Here is a 19,251-nt window from a genome sequence, read left to right as displayed (position 1 = left end):
GTCACGAGGTGGCGGGCACGTCCAGCACGACCTCGAACTCCAGCAGTGACGCGCCCGACGCGACCGGCTTGCTCTCGCCGGAACCTGCGTGCGCCTGCCGTGACGGGCCACCGGACCAGGCCTGGAACGACTCCTCGTCCTCCCACTGGGTGACGACGAAATAGCGTGTCTCGCCCTTGACCGGACGGAGCAACTGGAACCCGAGGAAACCGGGCGAACCGTCGACCGTTCCGGCACGCGCGGAGAAGCGCTTCTCGAGCTCGGGGCCTGCGCCCTCGGGTACGTCGATCGCGTTGATCTTCACAATGGCCATTCTCGGGAGACTACCCCGCCGATATGCTCGGCGGTGATGCTCTACGACGAGGGTGGATCCGGCCGTTCGATACTGCTGCTGCACGGGCTGATGGGCAGTGCGGCGACGTGGCGACGCCAGATTCCGTGGCTCCGAGAATTCGGGCGGGTACACACCTACGACGCCCCGGGCCACCGTCGGCCTCCGCCGCCCGAACTGACGACCGAGGCGTTCGTGGACGACCTGATCGAACACCTCGAAACGGTGGGTCCCAGTGTGCTGGTCGGTCATTCGATGGGAGCGCTGCACGGCTGGTGTGCGGCTGCGCGGCGACCCGATCTGGTCACCGCGCTCGTCGTCGAAGACATCGCGCCGGACTTTCGCGGTCGAACGGCGGACGGCTGGGCGGCGATGATCCGGGCGTGGCCGCAACCGTTCCCGGACGCCGACGCGGTACGCGCCTTCTTCGGAGATGTTGCCGGACAGTACTTTCTGGATTCGTTCGAGCTCAGCGACGACGGCTGGCGACTGCACGGTGACGTCGATACGTTCGAGGCCATTTCGCAGGAGTGGGGGACGCGGCACTTCTGGAACGAATGGGATGCCGTCCGTGCTCCGGTTCTGTTGATCGAAGGTGAGCACACCATCACGCCGGCCGGTCAGATGAGCCGAATGCACTCGGCCAAGCCCGGATCGGTGTACGTCCGAGTCGAGGGTGCGGCGCATCTCGTTCACGACGAAGCCCCGGGGCGGTATCGCGACGCCGTCGAGGGGTTCCTGCGCACACTAGGATCATCCGAATGCCGCTCGCACAGCTCAACGGAATCGACCTGAACTACGACGTCACCGGTGACGGACCGCTCGTGGTTCTGGTGATGGGAACGGGAAGCCCGGGCCGCGTCTGGCGAACCCATCAGGTTCCCGCGCTGGTGAAGAGTGGATATCGCGTGGTCACATTCGACAATCGCGGTATCGCACCGTCGTCCGAGTGTGCGCGCGGGATGACGCTCGACGACCTGGTCGCAGACACCGCCGCCTTGATCGAACATCTCGGCGGCGGAAAGGCGCGCGTCGTCGGCACGTCGATGGGCGCACGCGTCACCCAGGAATTGGCGTTGGCGCGGCCGGATCTGGTGTCGCACGCAGTGATGATGGCCACCTACGGCAAAAACACCACAATGCGTCAGCAGTTGACGAAGGGTGAGAAAGACCTGTTCGACGCCGGAGTCGAACTTCCGGCCTCGTACCGGGCGGCGATGACTGCGATGCAGAACTTCTCGCCCAAGACCTTGGCCGACGAGGCAGCGATCGGCGACTGGCTGGCGGTGCTCGAATACTCCGGCGGCAAGAAGACGGCCGGTATGCGGGCGCAGATCGGACTCGAAATGCGTGCCGGCACAGACAGATTGATAGCGTATCGCCGAATTTCGGCCAAGTCGCTCGTCGTCGGATTTGCCGACGACCGGCTCATTCCGGTGCAGCAGTGTCGTGAAGTGGCTGCGGCGATACCCGGTGCGCGCTACGTCGAAATCGCCGATACGGGCCACTTCGGCTACCTTGAACGACCCGACGCCGTCAATGCGACTCTGGTGGAGTTTCTGGCGTCCTAGCCGTCCGAACCCTCACCGGCCAGCGCGAACAATCCCGACTCGGTTTGTTCGATCAATCCGTCGGTGAGCAAGGAATCGAGAGCTCGGTCGCGCTGGGTGGGGTCGGTGGGCCAGACGATGTCGAGCTGAGCCCGCTCCACCGGCCCGGTGCTCTCCCGCAGGACCGACATCAGTTTGCCGCGTACCTGTCGATCGGTTCCGGCGAACTTCTGCACCTTCTTCGCCGGGCCGGTGTGCGCAGGCCGCCCGGCCTCGATCCAGGCGCACTCGGGAAGTGGGCACAGCAGGCACGCCGGATTCTTGGCGGTGCAGATGAGCGCGCCGAGCTCCATCAACGCCGCCGAGTACCGGGCGGCGCGGGGCACGCTGACCGGAAGCAGTTGTTCGACGTCGGCTAAATCCCTTGTCGTCGAGGGATTTCCAGGCTCGGCGTTGCCGTGCAACGCACGCGCGACGACGCGTCGAACATTGGTGTCCACCACCGGAACTCGCTGGCCGTACGCGAAAGTCGCCACCGCCCTGGCCGTATAGGCCCCGATGCCGGGCAGGCCGAGCAGGGTGTCGACGTCCTGCGGAACCTCGTCGCCGTAGTCCTCGGCGAGCACCCGAGAACACTCGTGCAGACGCAATGCGCGACGCGGGTACCCCAGCTTCCCCCACGCCCGCAGCACCTCGGCCTGCGACGACGCGGCCATCGCCGAGGGGACCGGCCACCGCTGCACCCACTGCTCCCAGATGGGAGCCACCCGCACGACGGGCGTCTGCTGCAGCATGATCTCGCTCATCAGGATCTGCCATGCGGTCACTCCCGGACGACGCCACGGCAGGTCGCGTCCGTCGGTATCGAACCATCCGAGCAGGGCCTCGGGATCGATCGGCAACTGTGCGCCCTTCTTCTCGTGTCTGTGACGGGTACCAACAGTAGTGAACCCGACTCGCCGGTAGCCCGCTGCGCGTGCACCCGACTCGCCGGTAACCCGCTGCGCGTGCACAATGAGAGCTATGCCTGCTTCGAATCCGATCGCTGCCTGGAAGTCACTCAAGGAAGGCAACCAACGGTTCGTCTCCGGAGAGGTCCTGCATCCGTCGCAGGGTATCGAGGACCGCGCCCGGCTCGAGAGCGCTCAGCACCCCGGGGCCATCCTGTTCGGCTGCGCCGACTCACGCGTCGCCGCCGAGATCATCTTCGATCAGGGCCTCGGCGACATGTTCGTCGTTCGCACCGCCGGCCACGTCGTCGATTCCGCTGTTCTGGGCTCCATCGAGTACGGCGTCGCGGTGCTCAATGCTCCGCTGATCGTCGTGCTCGGCCACGACCACTGCGGTGCCGTCCAGGCGACCGTCGACGCACTCGAGAGCGGTGACGTGCCCGGCGGCTACATCCGCGACGTCGTCGAGCGCGTCACCCCGTCGGTGCTCTCGGCCCGACGCGACGGCCACGAAGCCGTCGACGAGTTCGAGGCGCGCCACGTCCAGGAAACCGGCAACCTGCTGATGCAGCGTTCGCGCATCGTCGCCGAGAAGGTCGAAGCCGGCGAGCTGGCGATCGTCGGACTCACGTACCAGCTGTCCAAGGGGCGTGCGCAGCTTCGCGAGGTCATCGGCGACATCGGCGAGCAGCCGGCCTGAACGGTCGAACAGCCCGCCTGACGGTCCGGCAGCCCCCGAAAGCCCGTTCGCCGGTGCGACACGCCGCGTGGGCTCAGGGATAGCGTGGCTTCGGCCGCATACGGTTGATTCGTGTTGGAACCGACCGGGCCATTGCCTCCCGAAATCTATTGGCGACGCCGCGCACTCGCCATCGGTGCGGCCGTTGTCGTCCTCGGCTTGATCGTGTGGTTCATCGCCTCGCTCAGCGGTCGTTCCGACGACCCCGAGGCCGCTCCGGCCGGGGTCGCAGCTCCGGCGACCACGTCCGCGCTGCCGTCGCCCAGCTCGTCTGCCACGCCCGGTGGTTCGGGTGGCTCCGGTGGTTCGGGTGAGGGATCGGGCGGTTCCGGTGGGTCCGGTGGTTCGGGCGGCGGTACCGACTCCGCGGCCGGCGGTGGCACGACAGCAGCAACGACCAGTGGTGCGCCCGCTCCGGCGATCGCCAACCAGTGCCCGGATCAGTCCCTCGCGATCAAGGTGACGCCCGAGAAGGCCACCTATCGCCTCGGCGAAGAGCCCGTGTTCACCGTCGTGATCACCAACATCGGGTCAGCGGAGTGCCAACGCGACGTCGGTGCCGGGCTGCAGCAGGCGCTCGTCTACACGCTCGACAATCAGCGCATCTGGTCCAACATCGACTGCTTCCCGAACGCTGCGTCGGATCTGCGAACCTTCAAGCCCGGTGAGCAGGCCGGCTTCACGGTGAAGTGGTCGGGCACCAACTCGGTTCCCGGTTGCGGTGAAGAGCGCGTCTCGGTCGGCGTCGGTGCATACCAGGCCATCGCACAGCTCGGCGAACTCAAGAGCGTGCCGGAACCGTTCAACATCACCGGCTGAGTACGGTTGAATCTCATGACCACCCCGACAGCGCTTGCCCGAGCGGCCTACACGACGCTCGAACCCTTCCATGTGACCGCGTACTTCAATCCTGAACTCGGATCTGCGTACGAGGACACCGGACTCGACGGTCATGCCTGGTACGTGGGCGCGAGGGCCGCGCCGATGGGTCCGTGCGCGCCCAGCGTCGTCGCGGCTGCGTTCTACAACTTCAACCCGGTGTTGATCGAGCAGGCGTGGCCGGCCGCTGTGGCCGTCGGTCTGGATGCAGTGTCCGATCGTCGGTGGGCACTGCTCGACTCCGTCCTCGGCGCAGCACTGGGTTCCTTGGCCTCCGAGCCCGATCTCGCGACCATCGCGGAGCGGTTGCGCAGCATCGGCGACGCGGCGTCCTTCGCCGGCCGTCCTCTCGCAGCAGCATGGCATTCCACCGAACGACCCGACGTGCCTCATCTCGCCCTGTGGCATTCGATCACCGTGCTGCGTGAGTGGCGGGGCGACGGCCACCTCGCCGCGTTGATCGACGCGGAACTCGACCCCGCGGAAGCAGCGGTGTTCCACGAAGCCGTCCGCCCGACACCGCAGCCCGGGCGCCGAGCGCTCGGCAAGCGCATCACACAGCTGACGCGACAGTGGTCCGAGACCGAATGGGATTCGGCTGCAGAACGACTCGCCGTCCGGGGACTGCTCACCACTTCTGCCGAGGGGGAGACGTTGACCGAGGCCGGCACCGCTCTCGATCGGCACATCGAGGAGCGTACCGACGCCATGGCTTCGGCAGTGTGGAAGACCGTTCCGGATGCGGAGCAGCTGATCACGAGCGCACGGCCCTACGTGAAAGCCGTGATCGACGCTGGTTTCCTCCCGGGGACCAAGAAGCGGTAGGCGTTACCGGTTCCCAGTGGTTCCGGGTCTCGGTCGTAGCGCTTCCTAGTCGTAGGGCCCGGAGATCGAGGCCTCTGCCAAGCGCGACAGCCCCTCTCGAATGTGCCTGGCCCACAGGCCGCCGATGCCGTCGACCGACTGCAGATCGGCTGCGGTGGCGGCCAGCAGGCCCTGCAAAGTGCCGAATGCGCCCACGAGTCGGTGAATCTGGCTGAACTGCAACCGCGGCACTCGCGTCAGTACGCGATAACCGCGCGGACTCATCGGGGTGTCCAACGCTTCGATGGTCGCGGGATAACCGAATGCCCGGGACAGAGTCGTCAGGTCCAACAGGTCGACATCGGTCAGCTTGTCCAGCGCCGCGAGCGCTTTCTCCACGCCGGTGGTGCTCGACGGTTCGTTGCCGGCGAGATAGTCGCGCACGATCAGTTGACGGTCGATGTCGTTGTCGCCCAACAACTCTTCGAGCTGGAGAGCGAGCTGACGGCCGTCGGTGCCGAGCTCGAGGACGTTCTGCTCGATTTCCACCGACACCCGTCGCACCATCTCGAGGCGCTGCGCGACGGTCAACGCGTCGCGCAGGGTCACGAAATCTTCGATCTCCACGACCGAGAGCTGACGCGTGTTCTCGTCGAGCCGGGCCTTGTATCGCTCGAGCGTGGCGACGGCCTGATTGGCGCGCGAGAGGATGGTGGCCGAGCCCTCGACGACGTGCCTGATGCCGCTGATGTAGACACTGACGATGCTCATCGACTGGCTTACGGAGACAACGGGATACCCGGTCTGCATCGCGGTTCGCTCGGCTGCGCGGTGTCGGGTGCCGGATTCGACGGTAGGAATCTTGTGGTCCGGGACGAGCTGAACATTGGCCCGAACGATGCGCTGCCCGTCGGTCGAAAGCACTACTGCGCCATCCATTTTCGACAGCTCGCGCAGTCGTGTCGGCGCGAACTCGACATCGAGCTCGAACCCGCCGTCGCAGATGGCCTCGACCTCTTCGTCGTAGCCCAGGACGATCAATCCGCCGGTGCGGCCGCGCAGGATTCGCTCGAGACCGTCCCGCAGGGCGGTGCCCGGTGCCAGTCGAGCGATGGTCTCGCGTAACGCCGGGGACTGCGCGGCGCCTTCCATGGCCAACCCCCTCGTGTCGTAACGGCATGCGGCAGATCTGGAGCTCGTGCCCAACAAAGACTAACGCGCCGCCGAATGCGGGCCACGCCGTTGCACACGGGCAGCGCCGTAAAGGGTACCGCCCGGTGTCATACCGGCCGCATACGCGTGTACGTCAGGGCCTCACCGACGTTGGTGACGGTTTTGACCTTGATGCCGGGCGGGATGGGGCCCGCGTCCTCGGGGACGATGGCGTAGTTGAACCCCAGTCTGGCTGCCTCGGCGAGGCGGCGCCCGAGCCCGGCAACGCGTCGTACCTCGCCGGCGAGCCCCACTTCCCCCAGAATCACCATTCCTGCGGGCAACGGTTGATCACGCACCGCCGACGCCACCGCAGCCGCCAGAGCCAAATCTGCGGACGGCTCACTCGTGCGCATCCCGCCGACCGTCGCGGCATAGACCTCGGCCTTGGACACCTTCACCCCGCACCGGCGTTCCAGGACGGCCAGAATCATCGCGACACGGGCGTGATCGAGTCCGCTGACCGCGCGTCGCGGTGACGGCATCGCGGTGTCGACGATCAGTGCCTGCAACTCGGCCAGCAGCGGCCGCTTGCCGTCCATCGTGACGGTGACGGCGGTCCCGGGGACGGCGTCGTTGCGGTGATGCAGGAACAGCCCGGACGGGTCACTGATGCCGACGATTCCGGTCTCCCGCAACTCGAAGCAGCCCACCTCGTCCGAGGCGCCGAACCGGTTCTTGACGCCGCGAATCATGCGCAGCGTGGAGTGCTTGTCGCCCTCGAAGTTGAGGACCACGTCGACGAGGTGTTCGAGCGAGCGTGGGCCTGCCACCGCGCCTTCCTTCGTCACGTGCCCCACGAGCAGAACGGCGACTCCGGTGGTCTTGGCCAGAGTGGTCAACGCACTGGTGATGGCGCGGACCTGAGTGACACCGCCGATGACGCCGTCGACGTCGGCGGCGAGCATCGTCTGCACCGAATCGACGATCAACAGGCTGGGCTTGACCTGTTCGACGTGTCCGAACACGGTTGCCAGATCGGACTCGGCGGCGAGAAAGACGCGCTCGTGCACCGCGCCGGTACGGTCGGCTCGCAGCCGAACCTGCCCTGCCGATTCCTCGCCGGTGACGTAGAGCGCGCGGCGGTCGGGAGCCGAACGAGCCCACCGATGCACCACCTCGAGCAGCAGCGTCGACTTGCCGACGCCCGGCTCGCCGGCCAGCAGAACGACCGAACCGGGGACCAGGCCGCCGCCGAGGACACGATCGAACTCGTCGATGCCGGTGGTGTTCGCCTGCGAGGTTGCGCTGCTGATGGTCGTCAGTGCAGCTGCGGGCGTCGTCGGGATCATGGCGCCGCCGCCCGAGCGGAGCGCCGATGCACCTGCGCGCGACGTGAGCGGTGCCGCGGTGGCCTGGACCTCGTCCATCGAGCCCCAGTCGCCGCATTCGGGACACCGGCCGACCCACTTGGAGACCGAATGATGACACGCGGAGCAGCGGTAGCTCGACTTCAGTTTGACCACGTCGGAAGCCTAACGATCGGCACCGACAGGTCCGGTGACCTCGTACGGAGGGGTCAGTGCCCGCCGCTGTGCTCGGAGACTGCCTCCTCGGAGCGCTCCAATTCGTGACCGGCGTCGACGGGCACGTTGACGACAACATCGCCCGCATTGGCGAACTCGAAGGTGACCGGCAGCGTCAGGCCCGGGCGCACGTTCTCGCTGATGTCGGCCATCTCGACCTTGATGAGCTGGATCGGAAGCAGAGGATCGTCCAGCTGCGTGTCGGCGGGTGATCCGGCACCGAGCGCGGTCAGCGGAGCGATCTCGGTGCTGCCCGGTTCTGCCTCGTCGACGATGGTGACCTGAGCCTCGGGAGAGGAGATCCCGGTCAGCTCGTCCGCCACGGCGGGGTTGGCGTTGATGGCCGTGAACCCGAGCTCGACGGTGCCGCCGGGCTCGATGCTGTACTCCTCGGAGGAGGGGTACACGACGTGCACGTTGCGAAGCTGAATGTCTCCGACGTCGACGGAATTGCCGTTGACCGCCGCGACCTGAGTGGCCGTCTGCGAGATCTGACCTGCGCCGCAGGCGGTGAGTACGAGGGTGCCACCAGCGAGAAGCGCGAGGGCGGCGGCCGTTCTGCGATGGCGGCCAAGCGGTGTCGCAGCGTCGATTGCAGTCACTTCGGTCGTCCTCCATGTGGTGCCGGGCCGGCTCGGTCCATCTCGTCCACTAGGCAGAGTAGTAGTTCTCGTCCACCGACCGCTCGTGGGGTCCGCCACTGCTCACGATGCGCCAGGTAGGGCAGCCTTCCGCACGGAACGGGGGTGTTACGACCGCGGCCGAAATGTGGCATCGGATACACGTCGAACGGTCTGTGTCAACCCCTGATTCGGCAGCACTGTGCCCCTGACCTGCGCCGTTGATAATGGGCGTGGTATTCTGGATAAATCGAAAGGGGCACTTGTCACATGATTTTCAAGGTCGGAGACACCGTCGTTTACCCCCATCACGGAGCGGCGCTGATCGAAGCGATAGAGACACGCACCATCAAGGGTGAACCGAGAGAGTACTTGGTTCTCAAGGTCGCGCAAGGCGACCTCACCGTTCGAGTCCCCGCGGACAATGCCGAGTACGTCGGCGTTCGCGATGTCGTCGGGCAAGAAGGCCTCGACAAAGTCTTTCAGGTGCTGCGCGCACCGCACACCGAAGAGCCCACCAACTGGTCGCGTCGCTACAAGGCCAACTTGGAGAAGCTGGCTTCCGGTGACGTGAACAAGGTGGCAGAGGTCGTTCGTGATCTATGGCGTCGCGAACAGGATCGTGGATTGTCGGCAGGCGAGAAGCGGATGCTCGCCAAGGCGCGTCAGATCCTCGTCGGCGAGTTGGCACTGGCCGAGGGAACCGACCAGGCCAAGGCCGACACCATGCTCGACGAAGTTCTCGCCACCGCTTCGTAGAGTGAGCAGCTTCGCAGAATGAGCAGCTTCGTAGCGTGAACGGTACCGCCGGCGACGTTGTCGCCCTGGTACCCGCAGCAGGTAAAGGCCTTCGGCTCGGACACGACGAGCCGAAGGCTTTCGTCTGTCTGGGTACCGACTCTCTTCTCGCGCGGTCCGTGGACGGACTGCGTGCCTCGGGTGCCGTCGACCGCATCGTCGTCATCGTGCCCGTCGATCTGCTCGACGCGGCCCGCGGGCTCGTCGGCGACGACGTCATCGTCGTGGCAGGCGGCCGCGAACGCACCGATTCGGTGCGCGCCGGTCTCGCCGTCGTCGGAGACGCTTCGGTCGTGCTCGTCCACGACGCCGCTCGCGCTCTCACCCCGCCCGCGTTGATCGCCCGCGTCGTCGCCGAGGTCCGAGCCGGACGACCAGCGGTCATCCCGGTGCTGCCCGTCGTCGACACCGTCAAGGAAGTCGACCTCATGGGCGCTGTGGTCGGCACGCCCGATCGCGCGAGTCTGCGTGCGGTCCAGACCCCGCAGGGCTTCGACGCCGACGTCCTGCGTCGCGCCTATGCCGCCGCTACCGACATCTCCACTGACGATGCGGGACTGGTCGAGCGCATCGGCGAGACGGTGCACACGATCGTCGGCGACGCGCTCGCATTCAAGATCACCACTCCGCACGACCTACTACTGGCAGAGGCGCTCCTATGAGAGTCGGCATCGGCACCGACGTCCACCCCATCGCTCCCGGCCGACCCTGCTGGCTGGCCGGACTGCTCTTCGAGGACGCGGACGGTCTCGAGGGCCACTCCGACGGCGACGTCGCCGCGCACGCGCTGTGTGACGCCCTGCTGTCCGCTGCGGGCCTGGGCGATCTGGGGTCGGTCTTCGGTACCGGGCGTCCGGAGTGGGACGGGGTCAGTGGAGCCGCGATGCTGACCGAGGTACGACGGTTGCTCGACGCCGACGGGTTTGCGGTCGGCAACGCTGCGGTGCAGATCATCGGTAATCGGCCCAAGATCGGACCGCGTCGCGTCGAGGCGCAGGACGTTCTCTCGGGTGTGCTCGGTGCCCCGGTGTCGGTGTCCGCGACCACCACCGATGGGCTCGGGCTGACCGGTCGCGGCGAAGGAATCGCGGCCGTCGCGACCGCACTTGTCATGACGAGGTAAAACCACCGGTAGCATTGCTGGTCGTGACCCTTCACCTACACGACACCGAGACGAGGGCCCTGCGGGAATTCACCCCCTTGGTCCCTGGCCATGTATCGGTGTACCTGTGTGGGGCAACGGTGCAGGGTGAGCCTCACATCGGCCACGTACGCAGCGGAGTGGCGTTCGACGTTCTGCGCCGCTGGCTGTTGGCACACGACTACGACGTCGCTTTCGTTCGCAACGTGACCGACATCGACGACAAGATCCTGAACAAGGCGCGCGACGCCGGTCGTCCGTGGTGGGAGTGGGCGGCAACGTACGAGCGTTCGTTCACCTGGGCCTACGACCGACTCGGTGTGCTGCCGCCGTCAGCCGAACCGCGTGCGACGGGCCACATCACTCAGATGGTCCAGATGATCGAGCGGCTGATCGAGCGTGGCCACGCGTACGCCGATTCGTGCGGAGACGTGTACTTCGACGTGCAGAGTTTCCCGAGTTACGGCGCGTTGTCCGGTCACAAGCTCGACGACGTACACCAGGGCGAGAGCGTTGCCGAGGGCAAGCGCGATCCTCGCGACTTCACGCTGTGGAAGGGTGCCAAGCCCGGCGAGCCCTCGTGGCCGACGCCGTGGGGCCCAGGCCGTCCCGGCTGGCATCTCGAGTGCTCGGCGATGGCGGAGACGTACCTCGGCGCGGACTTCGACATCCATTGTGGCGGACTCGATCTCGTGTTTCCGCATCACGAGAACGAGCGGGCTCAATCCATGGCGGCCGGCGACGGCTTCTCGCGCTACTGGCTGCACAACGGCTGGGTGACGATGGGCGGCGAGAAGATGTCCAAGTCTCTCGGCAACGTCCTCTCGGTACCCAACGTGCTCAAAAAGGTTCGGCCGCAAGAACTTCGGTTCTACCTCGGTGGCGCGCACTATCGCTCGATGCTGGAATACTCCGACACTGCGCTCGAGACCGCGGCGGTAACGTACCGGGGCATCGAAGGATTCGTCCGGCGAGCCGTCGAACGTGCCGGTGACGTACCGATGGGCAAGTGGACCGCCCGATTTGCCGCGGCTCTCGACGACGATCTCGGTGTGCCCAAAGCGTTGGCCGAGATTCACGCCACCGTCACCCTCGGCAACACCGCCCTCGAGTCCGGTGACCTACCGGCAGCCGTGGAGCATGCGGGCAGCGTGCGGGCGATGCTCGACATCCTCGGTGTCGACCCCCTCGATCCGCACTGGTCGAGCGACAGTGGTTCGGACGCAGCAGCTCTCGGTGCACTCGGCGTTCTCGTCGAGGCCGAGCTGGAGCGTCGAGCAACGGCGAAGGCGACCAAGGACTGGGCCGTCGCCGACGAGATACGCGATCGACTGGCGCAAGCCGGAGTCGATGTGACAGATACACCCAACGGGCCCGAATGGTCGCTGGGTACGAGCAAGACCGACGAAGCAGGTTTGTGATGGCAGGCAATTCGAGTAGGCGCGGCGCAATCCGCAAGGACGGCACCAAGAAGGGTCAGGTCGCCGGATCCGGAGGCAAGCGTCGTAAGGGCCTCGAGGGCCGCGGCGCAACACCCCCCGCCTCCGAGCGCACCAAGCATCCCGCAGCGCGTCGGGCCAAGCTCGCCGAGAAGTCCGCGCAGAACCGTGGCGGTACCACCGGAGGACGCGCGGGTGGACGTCCGGCCGGACGCAAGGCAGAAGACGGTCCCGAGGTGGTACTCGGGCGCAACCCGGTCGTCGAGTGCCTGCGTGCAGGCGTGCCCGCCACCGCCCTGTGGGTTGCCGTCGGCACCGACAGCGACGATCGACTCAAGGAAGCCGTGCAACGCGCAGGCGACGCACGGATCTCCATCCTCGAAGTTCCCCGCTCCGATCTGGACAAGCTCAGCGCCAACGGACTGCACCAGGGCCTGGCCCTGCAGGTGCCGCCGTACCGTTACGCGCACCCCGACGATCTGATCTCGAACGCGCGCACGCACCAGGAACCCGCACTGCTCGTGGCGCTCGACAACATCACCGACCCGCGTAACCTCGGTGCCGTCGTGCGTTCGGTGGCCGCGTTCGGTGGCCACGGCGTCGTGATTCCGCAGCGTCGCAGCGCCAGCGTGTCGGCCGTGGCGTGGCGCACCAGCGCCGGTGCCGCAGCCCGACTGCCCATCGCGCGGGCGGTCAATCTGACTCGTACACTGAAGGATTGGCAGTCCAAGGGCGTCACCGTCGTCGGCCTCGACGCAGGCGGCGACACCGACCTCGACACCTTCGACGGTAAGGGACCGGTCGTCATCGTCGTCGGATCCGAGGGCAAGGGCCTCTCGCGTCTGGTCAGCGAGACCTGCGACCACATCCTGTCGATCCCGATGGCCGGGCCGGTGGAATCGCTCAACGCATCCGTCGCTGCGGGCGTCGTGCTGGCCGACATCGCGCGTCAGCGTCGAGGCTGAGGTTGCGCAGGGTCGGGATCAGCCGACAGCGCGGAACTGGATTCGCGTTCCGGGGGTCAGTTGCGCGGCGGCGGACACATCGTTCGCGGTGACGACGGCGATCACCGGATAGCCGCCCGTGACGGGATGGTCGGCGAGAAACAACACCGGCTGTCCTGATGGTGGCACCTGTAGTGCCCCGAGAACCATTCCCTCGCTGGGCAATTCGTCGTCGACCGCGCGGGTCAAGGGCTCCACGCCGTCGAGCCTGATGCCGACGCGATCCGAATCCTGCGTGACCGTCCATGGCTGCTGCACCAGAACCGATCGGGCATGCTCGGTGAACCAGTCCTCGCGCGGGCCGAACGTGATGTGCAGGGTCTGCGGGAAGACGGGCGGCGGAATGAACTCTGCTGCTGGCCACTTGGCTTTCTCGTCGCCGACGGGCAGAACGGTGCCGGGGGAGACCACTGCGGGTCCGAGTCCCGACATCGTGTCCGTCGCACGACTGCCCAGGACGGCGGGAACGTCTATTCCGCCTCGCACGGCAACGTAGCTGCGCAGACCGCTTGTGGGCGTTGATAATTCCAACGTCTGCCCGGCTCGGACCACGAGCGTCGAATGCAGTCCCTGCACGGTGCCGTCCACGCGGCAGATCACGTGCGCTCCGGTGACGGCCATGACGGCGTCGAACTCGGCTCGGACCTGCAGGCCACCGAACGTCACTTCCAGGGTGGCGGCCCCGGAGTCGTTGCCCACCAGACGGTTTGCCGCATCGTGTGAACGGAGATCCGCTGCACCGGATCGTCCGACGCCCACCGCCGCGTGGCCACGTCGTCCACGATCCTGGACGGTGCACAGCGGACCCGTCTGCAGGACGGTCAGGGCCTTCATGTCGACTCGAATCGGACGGTGGTGCCGGGTGTGAGCAGTGCCGGTGGAGTGCGCTCGCTGTCCCACAGCGTCACGTCGCTGCGGCCGATCAACTGCCATCCCCCGGGTGAGGATCGCGGGTAGATGCCGGAGAACTCGCCGGCCAGACCCACTGCGCCTGCCGGGACGCTGGTGCGCGGTGAATCACGTCGCGGCACGTGCAGTCGGGTGTCGGTGCCGACGAGGTAGCCGAAGCCGGGCGCGAAGCCTCCGAACGCGACTGTCCAGGTCTGTTCCGTATGCGCTGCAACCACTTCGGCGGTGGACAGGCTCGTCAGGCGGGCGACGTCGTCGAGATCAGCGCCGTCGTAGGTGACGGGAATCGTGACCGCCTCGGATGCGGCAGTGGGTTCGTCGACAGCGGGTTCCAGCGCCGCGACCCACTCGAGTATCGGTGCCGGTGCCCCGTCGAAGATCACCAGCACGGTGCGGGCGGCAGGAACCAGATCGACGACCGCGTCCGGCCGTTGGCGGACCATGGACCGGTGATACGACATGGTCTCGGGCAGGTCGGCGAACTCGATCAGCAGCGCGTTCTCGCCTGCGGGGAGGAGGCGCATCAGACGAAGGAAGCGATATCGACAGCGTTGACGCGCAACAGGTCCCGCACGGCATTCGCCATCGCCACTGCGCCGGGGGAGTCGCCGTGCAAGCAGATCGATTCGGCGCGGACTTCGACCGTTGTGCCGTCCACCGCCTCGACCGTACCGTCGGTGATCATCGTCAGTACCCGCTCGGCGACCGCCTCCGGGTCGCTGAGCACGGCTCCCGGTTCCGAGCGCGAGACCAGAGTTCCCTGTGGGGTGTAGGCGCGATCGGCGAAAGCCTCTGCGACCGTGCGTAACCCGACGCGTTCGGCTTCGTCGAGGAATGCCGAACCGGGCAGTCCGAGTACCGGCAGGTGCGGGTCGTACGCGGCGACTGCCTCGGCGACGGCTTTCGCTTGCTCGCGGTGATGCACGATCGCGTTGTACAGCGCACCGTGCGGTTTGACGTACGTGACGGCCGAACCGGCAACTCGGGCAAGGCCGTCGAGTGCACCGATCTGATAGATCACGTCGGCGGTGAGATCTGCGGGGGCGACGTCGAGAAAGCGTCGACCGAATCCGGCGAGGTCCTGATAGCCGACCTGAGCACCGATCCGCACGCCTGCGTTCGCAGCAGAGCGACACGTGCGCAGAAGAGTGGTCGGATCACCGGCGTGAAAGCCGCACGCGACGTTGGCACTGGACACCACTGCGAGCAACGCGTCGTCGTCGCCCAGAGTCCACGCACCGTAGCTTTCGCCGAGATCGGCGTTGAGATCGATGGCCGTCACCTTGGACAGTCTAGGCGGCGACGAGCCGTCCGGAATTGGCCTTGCGGGTTGCCCCGATGCCGCGGCACACGAGGTAGATGACGAACGAGATGGTCGTGACGAAAGTCGAGACCGGGAGGCCAGGAGCGAGCGAGAGCAAGATGCCACCGACAGCGGCGATCTCGGCGAACAGGATGGACAGCAGCGTCGCCTTCAGCGGGCTGGCCGTGACCCGCGCGGCGGCCGCGGCCGGGGTGATGAGCAGTGAGAGCACCAGCAGCGCGCCGACGATCTGCACGCCGAGTGCACAGGCAACACCGACGAGTACGGCGAACACGACCGAGAGTGCGCGGACGGGGACGCCGCGGGCCAGGGCTACCTCGGGGTCGGTGCTGGCGAACAACAGCGGGCGGTAGACCACGGTGAGCACGATCAGCACGAGAACGGCGCACACCAGCAGCAGCTGGATTCCGCTCTGCCCGACGCCGACGATCTGGCCGATGAGCAACGAGAAGCTGGTGCCGGTTCGGCCCGGGTACAGCCAGATGAACAGCACCGACAGGCCGAGGCCGAACGACATGATGACGCCGATGACCGAGTCTCGGTCGCGGGCCTTGTTGCCGAGCAGGGCGAACATCACCGCGGCGACGACGGATCCGACGATGGCCCCGAGTCCGACGGTGATACCGACGAGCAGTGCAGCGGACGCACCGGTGAGGGAGAGCTCACTCGATCCGTGCACCGCGAAGGCCCACTGCCTACTGACGATGAGCGGTCCGAGCGCGCCGGCGAGCAATCCGAGAATGGCAGCGGCGATCAACGCCTGCTGAACGAAGTCGTAGCTCAGCAGATTCGCCGTGGTGTCGAAGTCGAGCATTTTCGAGAATGCGTCGAGAACCTTCTCGTTCATGCCTTGTCTTCTCCGTCGTGCGGTACGGGTGGGTGGTGGGCACCGGCCGAGCCGAGCGCATCGATCGAGTCGCCGGTTCCGACGACGACGAGCCGACCGCGAACCTTCAACACCTCGACCTCGGTGCCGTACAGCTCGGACAACACTTCGGTGGTCATGACGTCCTCGGGAGTCCCGATCCGGAACCGGCCGTCGACGATGTAGACGACGCGGTCGACGAGCGGAAGGATCGGGTTGATCTCGTGCGTCACGAACAGCACGGCTGTGTCGTGCTCCCGCCGTCGGCGATCGATGAGGCCGGAGACCAACGATTGGTTGGCGAGGTCGAGGCTGAGCAGGGGCTCGTCGCACAGCAGTACCGACGGATCGCCGACGAGTGCCTGGGCGATCCGCAGTCGCTGCTGTTCACCACCGGACATCGAGCCGACCGGTGCGCCGGCGAAGGAATTGGCGTCGACCTGATCGATGGCGCGCTGCACCGTCTCCTTGCGCTGCCGCATGCCGCGCAGTCCCATGCCCCATTTGTGGCCGTCCCAGCCCAGACCGACGAGATCGCGTCCGCGCAGCGGCAGATCGTCGTCGATGTTGCGTTGCTGGGGGACGTACCCCACGCCCGACTGGCCGCGGCGAACGGGACTGCCGCCGATCGACGCGGTGCCGGACGTGAGGTGGTTCTGACCGAGCAGCACCTTGAGCAACGACGTCTTACCCGACCCGTTGGGGCCGAGGACGGCGACGAACTCGCCCGCCGCGACGGACAGATCCAGGTTCTGCCAGAGTGTGCGGTCGCCGAAGGCCAGTCCGGCATCGCGCAGTTCTACAGCAGGCATGCGTTACAGCTTTCCATCAGCTGCCCACCGATCGGGAAGCGGATCGGCTCACGGGTTGGTGCTGAGCGCGGCTTGCAGGTCCGTCGCGGCCTTGGTCTGCCACTCGATGAACGTCATCCCAGCGGGCAGAGTTTCGGTGACCTCGACGACGGGGATGCCCGCAGCCTCGCTGGTGGTGCGAATGTCCTGTGTGACAGCGTCTTCGGTCTGAGTGTTGTAGACCAGCGCGCGGACGGACTTGGACGTGAACAGATCCCGTGTCGAGGCGATCGATGCGGGCGACGGGTCGTTGCCCTCCTCGATGGCGTCCTTGAAGTCCTCGGGAGTGCGGTCGTCGAGATCGGACTCTTCGAGGAGGTAGTGCGCGATCGGTTCGGTCTGGGCCACCGGTGCGTTCGGGAACTCGGCGGCGATCCGGTCCGTCACGTCGGTGATGGCGTGGATCTGCTCGTGGAACGTTTCGGCGTTGGCTGTGTACTGCGCGGCGTTGTCCGGGTCGAGTTGACCGAGCTTGTCGGCGATCTCCTCGGCGGTGTGCGCTGCGACCTCGGCGTTGTACCAGACGTGTTCGTTGACCTCACCGTGCGAGTGGCCGTCTTCGGTCGCGGGCTCGGTTGCGGGCTCGGTTGCTGCCTCGGACGTCGTCTCGGAGTCGTGATCGTGGTCCGCGTCGAGCAACGTGAAGGCATCGACGGACGGCACGTCCTTGCCCTCGGAGCCGAGGATGTCCTCGATGAACTGGTCGTAGCCACCGCCGTTGTAGACCACCAAGGACGCCTCGGCAACCGCGGCGGCGTCACCGGGGCTCGCCTCGTACGAGTGTGGATCTGCCGACGGGTCGGCGATGATCGACTTCACGGTGGCCAGGTCGCCCGCAACGGCCTCGGCAACGCTGCCCCACACGTTCGTCGACGCGACGATCGTGATCGGACCGTCGACGGGGTTGGCCGGCGCGGACTCGGTGCTCGTCGGCTCGTTCGAGCTGCACGCGGTCAGTGCCAGCGCGGCAGCGCAGGTCAGGCCGATGAGGGCCGAGCTCTTGACCCGAGACGGGCGGTGGAAGGACGACATCGATGTACTCCTGAAGGCAGGGCTTGACGCTAATGGAAACCGTTACCGTTGTACTCTAGCTCTCGGGCGGGCTCGGTATCGAATCGGACGAGCCCAACCTCGATTTTCACTGCAGCGTGGTGTGGGACTAACGTCCCGGTTATGGCCAGGTCAAGCGAGCCCCGACGTCAAGCGACGTTGGCGTCGATCGCAGCCGAGCTGAAGGTATCGCGAACCACCGTCTCGAACGCCTACAACCGACCCGATCAACTCTCGCCCGAACTGCGCGAACGCGTTCTCCAGGCAGCCAAGCGACGCGGTTACGCAGGCCCGGACCCGGTCGCGCGATCGCTGCGCACCCGCAAAGCCGGAGCCATCGGACTACTGCTCACCGAAGCCCTCAGCTACTCCTTCCGCGACCCCGCCGCCATGAGCTTCCTCGCCGGTCTCGCCGAATCCTGCGAGGCCGCAGGACAAGGGCTGCTGCTCATCCCCGCCGGAGCCGAACGCGACGACGTCCAAGCCGCAGCCGTCGTCCAACAAGCAGGAGTCGACGGATTCGTCGTCTACTCCGTCGCCGACGACGACCCCTACCTGGCCGCAGTGCGCGAACGACACCTACCCATCGTCGTGTGCGACCAACCCCGCAACATCCCCGAGGCCGCCCTCGTCGCAATCGACGACCGCGTCGCCATGAAAATGCTCGCCGCACATCTGATCTCGCTGGGACACGAACACCTTGCAGTGCTGTGCATGCGGCTCGGACGCGACCGCCGCGACGGCGTCGTACCCCCGGGGCGGCTGGCCGACAGTCACTTCCACGTCCAACGTGAACGCATCGCCGGCGTCCAGGCCGCCATGATCGACGCCGGACTCGACCCCGACACCCTCACCGTCGTCGAACGATTCGACCACACCGTGCGCTCCGGCCACTCCGCCGCAGCCCAGGCGCTACAGGCCAACCGCGAGACCACCGCACTGCTGTGCACCACCGACGTCATCGCCCTCGGTGCACTCAACTTCGCCAGAGTCTCGGGAATCGATGTGCCGAGCCAACTCTCGGTCACCGGATTCGACGGCATCTCCGACGCCATTCGCGAGAACCTGACCACCGTGCGCCAGGACGCCGAGGAAAAAGGCCGCCGCGCAGGCAAACTGGTGCTCTCGTCCTCGCACTCGGGCATCGTCGCCGCCGAAACACTCCCGACCGAACTCTTCCGCGGCCGCACCGCAGCACCGCCGCCGGCTCAACCGCCCGCAATCGCCTGAGCTGTCCTCGCGCGCTCACTCCAGATTTG

At 66.6% G+C, this 19,251-nt stretch carries 22 protein-coding genes; 11 read left to right on the top strand and 11 right to left on the bottom strand.

The window, feature by feature from the left end; genetic code table 11:
- Position 1 precedes the first annotated feature (1 nt).
- Positions 2 to 313, bottom strand: a complete 312-nt coding sequence (locus CH278_RS22225) for an antibiotic biosynthesis monooxygenase family protein (protein WP_094622826.1) — start codon at positions 311 to 313, stop codon at positions 2 to 4.
- Between the two features lie 36 nt (positions 314 to 349).
- On the opposite strand from CH278_RS22225, the gene CH278_RS22220 reads away from it, so the two are divergent.
- Both CH278_RS22220 and CH278_RS22215 read left to right on the top strand, forming a co-directional pair.
- The gene (locus tag CH278_RS22220; protein ID WP_094622825.1) at positions 350 to 1,126 is read left to right on the top strand and encodes an alpha/beta fold hydrolase; all 777 of its coding nucleotides are present in this window, start codon (positions 350 to 352) and stop codon (positions 1,124 to 1,126) included.
- Complete coding sequence (locus tag CH278_RS22215) at positions 1,093 to 1,902, top strand: alpha/beta fold hydrolase (protein WP_094622824.1); 810 nt, start codon at positions 1,093 to 1,095, stop codon at positions 1,900 to 1,902. The genes CH278_RS22220 and CH278_RS22215 overlap by 34 nt, the downstream gene beginning before the upstream one ends.
- Here the strand turns inward: CH278_RS22215 and CH278_RS22210 are convergent.
- Entirely contained in the window at positions 1,899 to 2,783 is an 885-nt protein-coding gene (locus CH278_RS22210) for an A/G-specific adenine glycosylase (RefSeq protein WP_094622949.1), read from the bottom strand. The genes CH278_RS22215 and CH278_RS22210 overlap by 4 nt on opposite strands.
- A gap of 121 nt (positions 2,784 to 2,904) precedes the next feature.
- Here CH278_RS22210 and CH278_RS22205 point away from each other — a divergent pair, with 121 nt between their 5' ends.
- The 3 genes from CH278_RS22205 (at position 2,905) to CH278_RS22195 (ending at position 5,274) form a co-directional block, all read left to right on the top strand.
- Positions 2,905 to 3,531, top strand: a complete 627-nt coding sequence (locus CH278_RS22205; RefSeq protein WP_027494350.1) for a carbonic anhydrase — start codon at positions 2,905 to 2,907, stop codon at positions 3,529 to 3,531.
- Positions 3,532 to 3,642: 111 nt separating this feature from the next.
- Positions 3,643 to 4,389 carry a hypothetical protein gene (locus tag CH278_RS22200; protein WP_094622823.1) on the top strand — a complete coding sequence of 249 codons (747 nt, stop codon included), beginning with the start codon at positions 3,643 to 3,645 and terminating at the stop codon, positions 4,387 to 4,389.
- A gap of 15 nt (positions 4,390 to 4,404) precedes the next feature.
- Positions 4,405 to 5,274 (top strand): SCO6745 family protein, encoded by an 870-nt coding sequence (locus CH278_RS22195; RefSeq protein WP_027494348.1) that lies wholly within the window; start codon positions 4,405 to 4,407, stop codon positions 5,272 to 5,274.
- Positions 5,275 to 5,319: 45 nt separating this feature from the next.
- Here CH278_RS22195 and disA read toward each other — a convergent pair whose 3' ends face one another.
- The 3 genes from disA to CH278_RS22180 all read right to left on the bottom strand — a co-directional run bounded on the left by disA (position 5,320) and on the right by CH278_RS22180 (position 8,593).
- The gene (gene disA, locus CH278_RS22190; protein WP_027494347.1) at positions 5,320 to 6,405 is read right to left on the bottom strand and encodes a DNA integrity scanning diadenylate cyclase DisA; all 1,086 of its coding nucleotides are present in this window, start codon (positions 6,403 to 6,405) and stop codon (positions 5,320 to 5,322) included.
- A 128-nt stretch (positions 6,406 to 6,533) separates the two neighbouring features.
- Entirely contained in the window at positions 6,534 to 7,931 is a 1,398-nt protein-coding gene (gene radA / locus CH278_RS22185) for a DNA repair protein RadA (protein WP_027494346.1), read from the bottom strand.
- 53 nt (positions 7,932 to 7,984) lie between these two features.
- Positions 7,985 to 8,593 carry a hypothetical protein gene (locus CH278_RS22180; RefSeq protein WP_027494345.1) on the bottom strand — a complete coding sequence of 203 codons (609 nt, stop codon included), beginning with the start codon at positions 8,591 to 8,593 and terminating at the stop codon, positions 7,985 to 7,987.
- Between the two features lie 288 nt (positions 8,594 to 8,881).
- On the opposite strand from CH278_RS22180, the gene CH278_RS22175 reads away from it, so the two are divergent.
- From CH278_RS22175 to rlmB, 5 genes are read left to right on the top strand one after another with little or no spacing between them, the layout of a single operon-like run.
- A complete protein-coding gene (locus tag CH278_RS22175) occupies positions 8,882 to 9,370 on the top strand; it encodes a CarD family transcriptional regulator (RefSeq protein ID WP_027494344.1) in 489 nt (162 codons plus the stop codon).
- Between the two features lie 35 nt (positions 9,371 to 9,405).
- Positions 9,406 to 10,071: a 2-C-methyl-D-erythritol 4-phosphate cytidylyltransferase gene (ispD, locus tag CH278_RS22170; protein WP_094622822.1), complete on the top strand. Its 666-nt coding sequence runs from the start codon at positions 9,406 to 9,408 to the stop codon at positions 10,069 to 10,071.
- Positions 10,068 to 10,532 (top strand): 2-C-methyl-D-erythritol 2,4-cyclodiphosphate synthase, encoded by a 465-nt coding sequence (gene ispF / locus CH278_RS22165; RefSeq protein ID WP_027494342.1) that lies wholly within the window; start codon positions 10,068 to 10,070, stop codon positions 10,530 to 10,532. Before ispD ends, ispF begins: the two co-directional genes overlap by 4 nt.
- A 23-nt stretch (positions 10,533 to 10,555) precedes the next feature.
- Positions 10,556 to 11,971: a cysteine--tRNA ligase gene (gene cysS, locus CH278_RS22160; protein ID WP_094622948.1), complete on the top strand. Its 1,416-nt coding sequence runs from the start codon at positions 10,556 to 10,558 to the stop codon at positions 11,969 to 11,971.
- On the top strand, positions 11,971 to 12,954 hold the full coding sequence (rlmB, locus tag CH278_RS22155) for a 23S rRNA (guanosine(2251)-2'-O)-methyltransferase RlmB (RefSeq protein WP_032373657.1): 984 nt from the start codon (positions 11,971 to 11,973) through the stop codon (positions 12,952 to 12,954). Before cysS ends, rlmB begins: the two co-directional genes overlap by 1 nt.
- Positions 12,955 to 12,972: 18 nt before the next feature.
- On the opposite strand, the gene CH278_RS22150 is transcribed toward rlmB, so the two are convergent.
- From CH278_RS22150 to CH278_RS22125, 6 genes are read right to left on the bottom strand one after another with little or no spacing between them, the layout of a single operon-like run.
- Entirely contained in the window at positions 12,973 to 13,827 is an 855-nt protein-coding gene (locus CH278_RS22150) for a biotin-dependent carboxyltransferase family protein (RefSeq protein ID WP_094622821.1), read from the bottom strand.
- Positions 13,824 to 14,426: a 5-oxoprolinase subunit B family protein gene (locus tag CH278_RS22145; RefSeq protein WP_094622820.1), complete on the bottom strand. Its 603-nt coding sequence runs from the start codon at positions 14,424 to 14,426 to the stop codon at positions 13,824 to 13,826. Before CH278_RS22145 ends, CH278_RS22150 begins: the two co-directional genes overlap by 4 nt.
- A complete protein-coding gene (locus tag CH278_RS22140) occupies positions 14,426 to 15,184 on the bottom strand; it encodes a LamB/YcsF family protein (protein ID WP_094622819.1) in 759 nt (252 codons plus the stop codon). The genes CH278_RS22145 and CH278_RS22140 overlap by 1 nt, the downstream gene beginning before the upstream one ends.
- Positions 15,185 to 15,194: 10 nt before the next feature.
- Positions 15,195 to 16,073, bottom strand: a complete 879-nt coding sequence (locus tag CH278_RS22135) for a metal ABC transporter permease (RefSeq protein WP_032364918.1) — start codon at positions 16,071 to 16,073, stop codon at positions 15,195 to 15,197.
- Entirely contained in the window at positions 16,070 to 16,903 is an 834-nt protein-coding gene (locus tag CH278_RS22130; protein WP_027494335.1) for a metal ABC transporter ATP-binding protein, read from the bottom strand. The genes CH278_RS22135 and CH278_RS22130 overlap by 4 nt, the downstream gene beginning before the upstream one ends.
- A gap of 48 nt (positions 16,904 to 16,951) precedes the next feature.
- The gene (locus tag CH278_RS22125) at positions 16,952 to 17,974 is read right to left on the bottom strand and encodes a metal ABC transporter solute-binding protein, Zn/Mn family (protein WP_094622818.1); all 1,023 of its coding nucleotides are present in this window, start codon (positions 17,972 to 17,974) and stop codon (positions 16,952 to 16,954) included.
- A gap of 141 nt (positions 17,975 to 18,115) precedes the next feature.
- Here CH278_RS22125 and CH278_RS22120 point away from each other — a divergent pair, with 141 nt between their 5' ends.
- A complete protein-coding gene (locus tag CH278_RS22120; protein WP_032364921.1) occupies positions 18,116 to 19,222 on the top strand; it encodes a LacI family DNA-binding transcriptional regulator in 1,107 nt (368 codons plus the stop codon).
- Positions 19,223 to 19,251 lie beyond the last annotated feature (29 nt).

It is taken from the genome of Rhodococcus sp. 05-2254-5 (assembly GCF_002258575.1).
Lineage (GTDB): Bacteria > Actinomycetota > Actinomycetes > Mycobacteriales > Mycobacteriaceae > Rhodococcoides > Rhodococcoides fascians.
The sequence above is the reverse complement of the archived record's forward strand: the minus strand, read 5'-3'. Positions and strand labels throughout refer to the sequence as shown.

Excerpts from the sequence above, each read along its gene's own strand:
- CH278_RS22225 (WP_094622826.1), bottom strand. The coding sequence starts at position 313 with ATGGCCATTGTGAAGATCAACGCGATCGACGTACCCGAGGGCGCAGGC.
- CH278_RS22220 (WP_094622825.1), top strand. The coding sequence starts at position 350 with ATGCTCTACGACGAGGGTGGATCCGGCCGTTCGATACTGCTGCTGCAC.
- CH278_RS22215 (WP_094622824.1), top strand. The coding sequence starts at position 1,093 with ATGCCGCTCGCACAGCTCAACGGAATCGACCTGAACTACGACGTCACC.
- CH278_RS22205 (WP_027494350.1), top strand. The coding sequence starts at position 2,905 with ATGCCTGCTTCGAATCCGATCGCTGCCTGGAAGTCACTCAAGGAAGGC.
- CH278_RS22195 (WP_027494348.1), top strand. The coding sequence starts at position 4,405 with ATGACCACCCCGACAGCGCTTGCCCGAGCGGCCTACACGACGCTCGAA.
- disA (WP_027494347.1), bottom strand. The coding sequence starts at position 6,405 with ATGGAAGGCGCCGCGCAGTCCCCGGCGTTACGCGAGACCATCGCTCGA.
- CH278_RS22175 (WP_027494344.1), top strand. The coding sequence starts at position 8,882 with ATGATTTTCAAGGTCGGAGACACCGTCGTTTACCCCCATCACGGAGCG.
- ispF (WP_027494342.1), top strand. The coding sequence starts at position 10,068 with ATGAGAGTCGGCATCGGCACCGACGTCCACCCCATCGCTCCCGGCCGA.
- rlmB (WP_032373657.1), top strand. The coding sequence starts at position 11,971 with ATGGCAGGCAATTCGAGTAGGCGCGGCGCAATCCGCAAGGACGGCACC.
- CH278_RS22150 (WP_094622821.1), bottom strand. The coding sequence starts at position 13,827 with ATGAAGGCCCTGACCGTCCTGCAGACGGGTCCGCTGTGCACCGTCCAG.
- CH278_RS22145 (WP_094622820.1), bottom strand. The coding sequence starts at position 14,426 with ATGCGCCTCCTCCCCGCAGGCGAGAACGCGCTGCTGATCGAGTTCGCC.
- CH278_RS22135 (WP_032364918.1), bottom strand. The coding sequence starts at position 16,073 with ATGAACGAGAAGGTTCTCGACGCATTCTCGAAAATGCTCGACTTCGAC.
- CH278_RS22130 (WP_027494335.1), bottom strand. The coding sequence starts at position 16,903 with ATGCCTGCTGTAGAACTGCGCGATGCCGGACTGGCCTTCGGCGACCGC.
- CH278_RS22125 (WP_094622818.1), bottom strand. The coding sequence starts at position 17,974 with ATGTCGTCCTTCCACCGCCCGTCTCGGGTCAAGAGCTCGGCCCTCATC.
- CH278_RS22120 (WP_032364921.1), top strand. The coding sequence starts at position 18,116 with ATGGCCAGGTCAAGCGAGCCCCGACGTCAAGCGACGTTGGCGTCGATC.